The 10,754-nt window shown below is 46.7% G+C and carries 5 protein-coding genes; all 5 read left to right on the forward strand.

All coding sequences use genetic code 11. The features are described 5' to 3' along the window. The first annotated feature begins 70 nt into the window (after positions 1–70). The 5 genes from CI595_RS19160 to CI595_RS19180 are packed head-to-tail and all read left to right on the forward strand — an operon-like array spanning position 71 to position 10,746. Entirely contained in the window at positions 71–6,688 is a 6,618-nt protein-coding gene (locus CI595_RS19160; protein WP_095175226.1) for an NEAT domain-containing protein, read from the forward strand. After that, positions 6,642–7,784 carry a heme-binding Shp domain-containing protein gene (locus CI595_RS19165; RefSeq protein WP_243135215.1) on the forward strand — a complete coding sequence of 381 codons (1,143 nt, stop codon included), beginning with the start codon at positions 6,642–6,644 and terminating at the stop codon, positions 7,782–7,784. The genes CI595_RS19160 and CI595_RS19165 overlap by 47 nt, the downstream gene beginning before the upstream one ends. Further along, on the forward strand, positions 7,774–8,904 hold the full coding sequence (isdE, locus tag CI595_RS19170; RefSeq protein ID WP_330397384.1) for a heme ABC transporter substrate-binding protein IsdE: 1,131 nt from the start codon (positions 7,774–7,776) through the stop codon (positions 8,902–8,904). Before CI595_RS19165 ends, isdE begins: the two co-directional genes overlap by 11 nt. A 35-nt stretch (positions 8,905–8,939) precedes the next feature. Further along, positions 8,940–9,980: a FecCD family ABC transporter permease gene (locus CI595_RS19175; RefSeq protein WP_416385728.1), complete on the forward strand. Its 1,041-nt coding sequence runs from the start codon at positions 8,940–8,942 to the stop codon at positions 9,978–9,980. Further along, positions 9,970–10,746, forward strand: a complete 777-nt coding sequence (locus tag CI595_RS19180; protein WP_095175228.1) for an ABC transporter ATP-binding protein — start codon at positions 9,970–9,972, stop codon at positions 10,744–10,746. The genes CI595_RS19175 and CI595_RS19180 overlap by 11 nt, the downstream gene beginning before the upstream one ends. The last annotated feature ends 8 nt before the right edge of the window (positions 10,747–10,754 follow it).

Here is a 10,754-nt window from a genome sequence, read left to right on the forward strand (position 1 = left end):
TAAAAGAAATTCGCAGGGGGAGGCATACCAGATGTTGGTATGCCTCTCTTACTGACGTTGGAGGTAAAGTATGAGGGATGGAATGAAAAGTAAGATCTATAAAATAGTCTGTGCAATCATGATGGTTTGTCTATTGATGTCCAATTTGACGAATGCTTCATATGCGGCTTCAAATAATATACCAAATATAAAACAAACTGCTCAGAAATCAAGTTCCACTTTATTAGATAAGCTTCTGTCCTTACTGGAAGAGGCGGACAGCTTAAAGGAATCAGACTACACCCCGGAGAGCTGGGAGGCGTTCAAAGACCAGAGGGACACCATCACAGAGCCGGAGGAGATACCGGAGCAGTTCCTTGACACAGTGATAAACACACTGCAGGAAGCCATGGACGGACTTGTGAAACAGGAGAGCAAGCTGGACAAACTGCTTGCCTTACTGGAAGAGGCGGACAGCTTAAAGGAATCGGACTACACCCCGGAGAGCTGGGAGGCGTTCAAAGACCAGAGGGACACCATCACAGAGCCGGAGGAGATACCGGAGCAGTTCCTTGACACAGTGATAAACGCACTGCAGGAAGCCATGGACGGACTTGTGAAACAGGAGAGCAAACTGGACAAACTGCTTGCCTTACTGGAAGAGGCGGACAGCTTAAAGGAATCGGACTACACCCCGGAGAGCTGGGAGGCGTTCAAAGACCAGAGGGACACCATCACAGAGCCGGAGGAGATACCGGAGCAGTTCCTTGACACGGTGATAAACACACTGCAGGAAGCCATGGATGGACTTGTGAAACAGGAGAGCAAGCTGGACAAACTGCTTGCCTTACTGGAAGAGGCGGACAGCTTAAAGGAATCGGACTACACCCCGGAGAGCTGGGAGGCGTTCAAAGACCAGAGGGACACCATCACAGAGCCGGAGGAGATACCGGAGCAGTTCCTTGACACAGTGATAAACGCACTGCAGGAAGCCATGGATGGACTTGTGAAAAATGAGACGACTTTAGAGAAACTCGTTGCATTGCTGGCAAAAGCAGACAGTCTGGAGGAATCAGAGTATACAAGGGAAAGTTGGAATGCATTCCTTGAGGTGAGGAACAGCATCACAGAACCGGAGGAGATTCCGGAGCAATACCAGAAAATGCTTCTGAATTCACTTCAAAAAGCAATGGACAACTTGGTGAAAAAGGAAGATGACGCAAAGAATCACACCCAATTAGAAGACGGGTATTATACGATGCCGCTCACAGAAAATGCGCCGGGTAGGTCTATGAGAAGTGCAAGAGCTTTGATAAAGGCTGAGAATAGCAACTACGAAGTCACTTTGCAGTTGGCTAAAGCGACAGTGGATGAGGGCGCGTTCTTAGGAATCAGGAAGCAGGAATATTATAATTATGACTTGTCAGATTACTGTCTGACGGGGACAAAAGGCTGGGCAGATGATTTTGACCTGCAGAATTCACAGTTTTCACAGAAAATAAAAGATGGAGCGGTAGAAGAAAATAATAAATACTGGTTTGACTATACACGGGAAGATAAAGACGAATGGGTATATCTGACATTCCAGGTTGAAAATCTGGATGATCCATTTAATATCACACAACTTCTAAAACTTGATAATGGCAAAAGTATAAATCGTAGCGATACTGCACTTAATGTACAGACATCTGTGAAAATAAATCTGGATGAATTTCAGGATATTACGGAAATTGGGTTTAGAGCAGTTCGTGCCTTAGACGGCGCTGATTACCAAAAATATTTTCTGGATACAACCGCTGAGTGGAATATTGATGGAGATACAGCTACAGGCGTTTTTTCACTTAATCTGGATTTGTTGGACGAGGATCAGGCTGTGATCAGGGATGCGGACGGTAATGAAATAGATATCAGCACCGGAAAATTAGAGTTGGTGTATGATTTAAATGATTATAAAGATTTTGTTTTCGGAAAGTCGATTGTTATTTACCGGGAATATGCCAGTGGAGGAATAAGTTTTTATGATATTTGTATTATCCCTGAGCTTAATGGTGCGTCAACGGTCCAACTAAAAGACGATAAGACAGGAACCCTTCTTGTCACGGATTCTTTTGTATTGCCTGACAGCAGCCAATTGCTTGCGGAAGAAATCGTAGATGATCCGAATGATAACGTGGACGCCTATTCTCAGATCATGAACAATATATCGTATTCTGATATGTATATGTATAACTGGAAAGTACAGTTCCAGGATGGCAGAGAGATAAGACGCACATCGAATACGGTGCAGCTTAAATTTAAAATACCGGACGACTGGAACCTGGATCGTGTCAAATTAGTCAATGTTGAAGATGAAAACAAGATTATTACACTGGATGTAGGCGGGACCATAGAAAAAACGGACAGCGGAAATTATTTTGTCATTAAAACACAAGAGTTGGGTTATTATGCTTTGTATGAAGTGAAGGACAGCCAGGATGCGGGAGAGATGGAAGATGGTACCTACACGATTCCTCTTTCTATCATGCACCTGACAAATGAGGGAGCCAATTCCATGGCTAACCAGTGTGTTGACAATAATGCCAGACTGGTTGTCAAGGGAGATGAGAAGATCCTGTACCTGGATTATACAACGGTCACCTATCTTGATATGACTTCATACATGACAAAAATGTGGCTTTACGGAGAAGACATGACCATGGTGGGGGCTTATCCCACAGGAACGCTGATACCGGTTACTTTTTACTCCTACTACAAAAATCTGGACGGAAGCTTTTTTATGGACTTTGCCAACGAGGGTACTCTCAACTACTATCCTAAATCAGGATATGTGAAGCTGGTGAGTGATACGGCAAAATGGCCTGCCAGGTTCAAGGTACCTATCATGGATGAAATCGGCGGCGGAGACTTCCCACAGGATGCATGGCTGACCCTGGATTGGGAAAATGCAGAAAAGATTTCCAATGACACGCCGGATGAACCGGTAAAAGAAGCACTTGGCCAGGCAATCACCATAGCTGAAACAGCGGTGAAGGAAGAATATACACAGGAAACCTGGGAAGCTCTTGAGACTGCTTATGCCGCAGCCGAAGAAGCATATCAAACGGAAACAGCCGAATCCATGGAACGTGCATACACCGCTCTTATGGAAGCTGTCAACAACCTGAAATCCCCGGATGATGTCATTCTGAATCAGGGGCTGTACACAGCATCAGGATCCATAACCGACACAGATATTGTGACGGATACCAGGATACTTGTGAAAGAGGAAGGCGCGGATATCTCTCTTGGTGTACAGGGAATTCAAAGTCTTCAGTATTATGACCTTGCAGAAAAACAGTATGTGGATGCTGAAATGGAAAAAACAACAGGTGATGACGGCAAGGAAACCGTTACAGGGGCAGTATTTACACTTGGCACCATGTCAAACTCTGTTTCTATAAAATATGTAGACGTCCAAGGAAAAGAAGTGCAGACAGCTCTTAAGTTTTCAGATTTTGCTGAACAGACAGTAAACAAGGACGCACTGACAGAAACCTTAAACCAGGCCAATGAAAAGCTGAAGGAAGCTGCTGAAAATCCGGATAAATACCAGGCAGATGCGGTGGCAGAACTTCAGAAAGCAGTGGCAATGGCAGCACAGACAGCCCAAGACCCCTTCGCTCTGCAGACAGAGGCGGATGATCAGACAGAAAAAGTGAATGCGGCTATCAGCGTATTGACAAAAGACGTAAATCTGGATGCTTTGAAAGAAGCTGTCACCTCCGCAGAGGCGGTATTGGCAGATGCCGAAAAATATACACCGGCCTCTCTGGGGAAGCTGACAGGAGAAATCCAGAATGCAAAAGCCCTTCTTGAGGATCCCAATACATCGGGGCAGGATGTGGAAGCGCAGCTCATGAAACTGCAGGCAGCAGTAGAGGGCCTTATTGTCAGGGCTGACAAGACAGCGCTTCAGGCGGCATATGACACAGCAGCAGCGATAACGAATAACGATTATCCGGGTTGGGATAACCTGCAGACAGCCCTGGTGAATGCAAAAACGGTCTTGGACGATGAAAACGCATCCCAGGCACAGGCAGATGAACAAACCGCATCTCTGGAGGCGGCTGTAGAGAATTTATATGGTTCTGTTGACAAAAGCCAGTTAAAGGACCTGGTAGAACAGGCAGAAAAACTAGATACCAGCCCATATGCAGATAAGACGGTTGAATTTTTTAAAGCATCTATCCAGTCTGCGAAGGCAGTATACAATGATACAGGAGCCACCCAGACTGAGGTGGACAAGCATCTGCAGCTCCTGAAAGATGCGTCGGCTTCCATGGTACAGAAGGAAGAAGAAAATGTGGTATATGACGGAACTTATACTATAGACGGAAGAATCTGGCATGCAGCAGCAAACCAGGCATCCATGGGGAACGCGGCTCTCAGAAAGCCAATGCAGGTGATCGTGAAGGACGGCAAAGCCACCTTGAGAATGGAATTTGGCCCGTTGACCACATCCGGATTTACCGGGTATCTGGCAAAACTGAACTATTTCCCGGGATGGGAAGGAGGAGAAAGCGGTTATCAGATGCCAACCGACGAAACGCCGATTTCGCTGGATGTGGAAGAGTATTTTGAAGGCGTATATGACACGTACAATGATCCGGACAATGGAACCGATGAGAATGTGAAAGGGCAGTTATACCCCCACTATATGACCATGCCGGTGGACCTGGGGGATGGGGAAGTATGGGTACAGGTGTATGTACCTGTAATGGAAGCCATCAACACAGGCAGCGGTCTTCAGTACGCGAAACTGCAGCTTGACTGGAGTACACTGAGCCAGACCGGAGGGACACAGACAGATAAGACAGAACTGGATAAAGCAGTCACATCCCTGGAAACGCTGAAGGCGGAGCTTTACGCGGCAGCAGAGAAAATGAAACAGGCAGAGACAGAGAACACAAACCAGGCAGAGACAGAGAACACAGACCAGGCGGATGCACAGAAAGCTGTTCTGTCAGCTACAGACTTTACACAGGAAAAACTGAATCTTCTTGATAAGGCGATTGAAGCCGGAAAATTTGTGCAGGATAATGTGAACGTGGGCCAGGAAGCTGTGGATGCCATGACAAAAGCCCTGAATACAACCAAAACACTGTTTGATCAGGAGGAGATTAAGACAGACAAGTCCGAACTGAAGAAAGCGATTGAAGTGGCAGATACCTATTTAAATGCAGAAGACGTAACTTATACAGCCGCAACAAAGGCAATCCTGCAGCAGGCAAGAGATCAGGCATGGGAAGCATACCAGAATGAAAAAGCTACCCAGACCCAGATCAACAGATGTGTACAGGCCGTTGACAAGGCAATTCAGGGTCTTCAGACGGTGGGAGCTGTGAAAACAGAACTAAAAACAGCTTTGACAGAGGCAAAAGAGTATCTGGAGGACACTGAAAACTATTCGGCTGCAGCCATAGAAGTTTTGCAATCCCTGTATGATACGGCAAATGCGGTTTACAAGGATGATAATGCCTCTCAGGAGGAAGTTGACGCACAGGTAAGAATCCTTGCATATGCAGTCAATAATCTGGAAAAAGTGGAACCGGCTAAAGTAGAGAAGCAGGGCCTGTATGAGATGCTGGTGACTGCATCCAATATGGCAGGGCGAGAGAACCTGTACACAGAAGACTCCATTAAAGCCCTGAAGAAAGTTATCAAAGCCGCAGAGACTGTTTTCAATAATGAGGATGCCACACAGGAGGAGGTAAACGCACAGGCCTCGGCTCTTGCCCTTGCAATACTCGACCTGAAAGCCGCGCCTTCAGGAAATAACAATGATGGCGGGGATAACAATAACAACAACAATAACAACAATAATAACAACAACAATAATAATAATAACCTTGATATCAAAAATCTTGCCGACGGTGTGTATTCTATTACCGGCAGTATGGTAAAGATTGATAAAACCACAGCATCTATGTCCAATGAAGCCATCAATCACACAGTCAAGCTGACAGTAAAAGGTGGAAAGTATTATATCACCCTTGACTTCAAGGGACTTGCCATCAGCAGCCAGTTTGGTTATTTGAGCCAGCTTAAATATTATCTGACCGGTTATACACTGGATCAGTATGGAAATCCGGTCGGAACACTGGCAGACGTAACTGTGGATGCTTACCAGAAGAACAGTGACGGAAGTCTGATAAGCGATAGCTTCGGAACAAATTATCCGGATCAGGTGACTTTTGAGCTGATTCCGGAAGCACTGGAGAATGGGTATGTACCTCTTCAGGTATTTGTTCCTATTATGGAATCTATATCTGCTGGAACCGGAACACAGCCTGTGTTCTTAAAGCTGGATTGGAGTACCCTGAAATCCACAACGGCGGATGATCCTGATTTTACGGACAACAACAATAATAACTCGAATAATAATTCAAATAATAACTCTTCTCTGGGAAGCGGCTCCACACTAGGAAGCGGCTCCACATTAGGAAGCGGCTCCACATTAGGAAGCGGCTCTGGTTTAAAGAGCGGAAGCAGTTTAAGCAGTGCTTCCAACAGCACAGGTTCCACTCTGAAGGCATCCAATGCCAAGACCGATGATGAAGCACCGATCAGCGGACTGGTATTCCTGGCTTTACTTGCCCTTTGTATGGGAAGCCTTGCAGTATATGGGAAACGCCAGGAGAAAAAATGCCAAAACACAGAAAGGAAATAAGATGAAGGCACTGAAAATAAAAAAGAAATTTCTTGCCGGATTTTTAAGCATGATGCTTGCCCTCTTTATGGGGGCAGGCATTGCTGCTGTTCCGGTTTATGCTGCTTCAGGCACAGTTTATACCTGTGTTATCCATCCCTGTTATGCACACCCGGTAACAGGAGAAATTGAGGATTCAGGCGGAGAGGCATCTTATGCCACAGGGCAGGGGATGGTTGATGGGGCTGTTTACACCTCCGGGATACTGGAGGTGACAGACAGCGGGGAATACTACCTGACCATACGCATGAGCCTTATGAGCTACACATCAGGACACAGCTTTTGGGTGCAGAATGTAGGTGACTCCGGCTGGTCCAGCCCGGCTATGGGTGTTACAGGGAATGGTACAGACAATAATGGAGCAACCAATGATATCTGCATCCAGGTACCAAGTGAAAATTGTGTGGTCAGAGGTTCTATGTATGTGGAACCAATGGGAAGGGATGTGATTTTCTATCTGTATCCAAGTGATTATGCGGAGGGCAATAATACAGATATGAATGCCACCATGGTCACATCAGCTTCAGGAAGTGACACGGCAGCATCAGGCAGCCAAACGTCAGGAAATACAGACAATACGGCAGGGACAGACAACACGTCCGGCTCGGAAAATGACCAGTCTGAACCCACTCCCTCTGCTTCAGCTTTACAGAGCCAGCCGGCATCCTCAGGCAATGATGATACATCCGTAAATAAGGATAATACAGAGGATACAGAGGATACACAGAATACAGAGAATTCCACCGGTGAGGCATCCAAACTGGAGAGCAGCATTAAAGAAGCGGCAGCTCCTTCTGAAGACACAGAGACACCTTCCACTGAAAACAGTACGCTTAACAGTGCCCGGGGATTAAGCCTTTCCACTGCAGGTGAAGCGGTGGCAGCAGGCGCAGAGACCTCATCCCCCGAAAGCGGTTCAGCGGGAAAACAGATTCTGGTTCTAGTGGTTTCCATCACCATATCAGGATTGATCTTACTGGGAGCTGTGGCAGGTGTAGTATATCTGTTCCGCAAAAACTGGTATAGATGGGGCGGTGGTGATGACGATGATGAATAAGAAATTTTGTATGTATGGAAAGATGGCAGGAACGGTCCTTGGTTTACTATTGGCAGCATCGGTTCTGGGAGGATGCGTGGACCAGAACCAAAGTGAGAAGGAAAGCCAGAGTACCGGTGCGGCAGCATCCGCAGAGGATGACAGTGCGGAAATGCTCTTAAATATTGACGATCCGGAGGAAAAAGCGGCTGTGGAGGCAGCTAAGAAAAAAGTGGCCGCCATGGAGGAGGAACCCAGGATCATCGCCACATCTCCGGCAACCGCAGATATCTGTGACCGCCTGAACCTGGATCTGGTGGGAATCTGTAAGACAACCATCTCCACTTTGCCTGAACGCTATGAGGATATCGAACAGGTGGGCACGGCAATGGCGCCCGATATGGAAATTGTATCCTCCCTGAACCCGGACTGGATCTTAAGTCCTGCAAGCCTGCAGTCGGATCTGCAGCCAAAATATGAAGCCATTGACACAGACTGGGCATTTTTGAATCTGCGGAGCGTACCGGGAATGTACCGTTCCATACAGGAACTGGGTGAGATTTTCGGAAGGGAGGAAGAGGCAGAGGCAGAGGTGGCAGAGTTTACGGAGTTTTACAAGGAATACAAGGATAAGAACAAAGACAAAGAAAAACCTAAAGTCCTGATACTCATGGGGCTGCCCGGTTCTTACATAATTGCCACGGAAAATTCTTATGTGGGAAGCCTGGTTGAACTGGCCGGAGGCGAGAATGTCTATGCAGGTACAGACCAGGAATTCCTTACCGTGAACACAGAAGATATGAAAACCAAGGAACCGGATGTGATCCTACGCGCAGCTCATGCGCTGCCGGACCAAGTGGTATCCATGTTCAAAGATGATTTTGAGACAAACGATATCTGGAAACATTTTGACGCAGTTAAAGATGGAAGAGTTTATGACCTGACCTATGAATTGTTTGGTATGAGTGCTACATTCCGTTATCCGGAAGCATTAGATGAACTGCAGCCCATGCTGTATCCCGACAGCGATGAGGATATAGAGAAGGCAAAAGAAAACAGCGAGAAAGCCATAAAAGCGGCTGAAGACTCCGAGGCCACAGAAAAGACAGACGATAAAACCTTGAAAGAGGCTACCAAGTAGGAGGGATGAAAATGGAAACACCGGAGAGATCAGAAATGGTGCAGGAGACTGCCCCCTCCCTGGAAGAAATGGATAAGAACAGAAAAAAGAAGAAAACAGCCAGGGCGGCTGCTTCCTTTCTTGTGATCGCATTGCTTTTGCTCATATTGTTTTTTGCAGCGGTCAATATCGGAAGTCTCAAGGTGAGCTTTCGAGAACTGTTCAGGGGCTTGTTTGTGGAATTTAATGATGATGTGGCAACTATTTATGATTTGAGATTCCCGCGTATTATTATTTCTATGCTGGCGGGGGCGGCAATTGCCGTGTCAGGCGTATTATTCCAGGCAGTGCTGAAAAATCCTCTGGCTGACCCGGGAATCATTGGTATTTCCAGCGGTGCCAGCTTTGCGGCGGTCATGATCACTGCATTCGCGCCCACTTTGTTTTTCTTCACGCCGCTGTTTGCGTTTTTAGGAGGCGTGATCGCGTTCTTCCTGGTATACAGCCTTTCCTGGAAGGGGGGACTGAGCCCTCTTCGGATCATCCTTGTAGGTGTGGCTGTGAATTCCATGTTCACAGGATTGTCCAGCGGGCTAAATTCCATGAGTGGGGGCAATATGTCAGGCGTGGCGTCTATTGTCAATGGAAATATTACCATGAAAACCTGGGATGACGTAAAAACCCTGGTTCCTTATGTGATAGCAGGCCTGATCCTGGCCATAATCTTTTCCGGAAAATGCAACCTGCTGTCCCTGGAGGATAAAACGGCAAGAGGGCTGGGGGTCAATGTAAACACTATGCGCATCACCATCTCTCTTGTGGCTGTACTGCTTGCCAGTATTTCCACAGCCGTTGCGGGGGCTATCAGCTTTTTGGGCTTGATCGTTCCCCATATCGGAAGGATACTGGTGGGAAGTGACCACAAGGCATTGATACCGTTTTCCATGCTTTTCGGGGCGTTTACTTTCCTGCTGGCGGATACCATAGGGAGAACCGTTGCTTCGCCCTATGAGATTTCGGCATCCATTATCATGAGTGTTGTGGGCGGGCCATTCTTTATTATTCTGCTGAGGAGGTCAAAGAAATATGCAAACTAAAACAGCAATGGAGGTTAAGAATCTCTCCTTTTCTTATGGTAAGAACAAGATTTTAAGAGATGTGTCCTTTGCCATTGAGGAAGGGGAGATCACAACCATCATGGGAGCCAACGGCTGCGGCAAATCCACCCTGTTTTCCCTCATGACTAAGAACCTGTATCCAAGAAAGGGGAAAATCTTTCTGGGAGGAAAGAATATACAGAATCTGGGGCTGAAGGATTTTGCAAAGAAGGTGTCTATTGTACACCAGTATAATACCTCCAGTGATGATATTACAGTGGAACGTCTGGTGTCATACGGAAGGACTCCTCACATGAAAATGATGCAGGCCAAAAGCGAGGAGGATGACCGGCTGGTAGAGTGGGCCATGGAGGTGACAAATATAACAAAATACCGGGACCGGGAGGTGGGGAAGCTCTCAGGCGGTCAGCGGCAGAGGGTGTGGATCGCCATGGCCCTTGCCCAGAATACAAAAATACTGTTTCTGGACGAGCCCACTACATACCTGGATATCCGTTATCAGGTGGAAATCCTGGAGCTGGTAAAAAAATTGAACCGGGAGTTTGGGATAACCATCATCATGGTGCTCCATGACATCAATCAGGCCATATATTTTTCTGATAAGGTGATTGGTCTGAAAGGCGGCCTTGTGGAAATCCTGGGGAAACCAAACGACGTGATCACAACAGAGAGTATTGAAACCCTCTATGGGATCCGTCTGGATGTGACAAAAATAGATGGGCAGAAATTTGTCCTGACAATATAGGAGAGTAT

The sequence above is a fragment of the Blautia hominis genome, assembly GCA_002270465.1.
In the GTDB taxonomy this organism is placed as follows: Bacteria; Bacillota; Clostridia; order Lachnospirales; family Lachnospiraceae; genus Blautia; species Blautia hominis.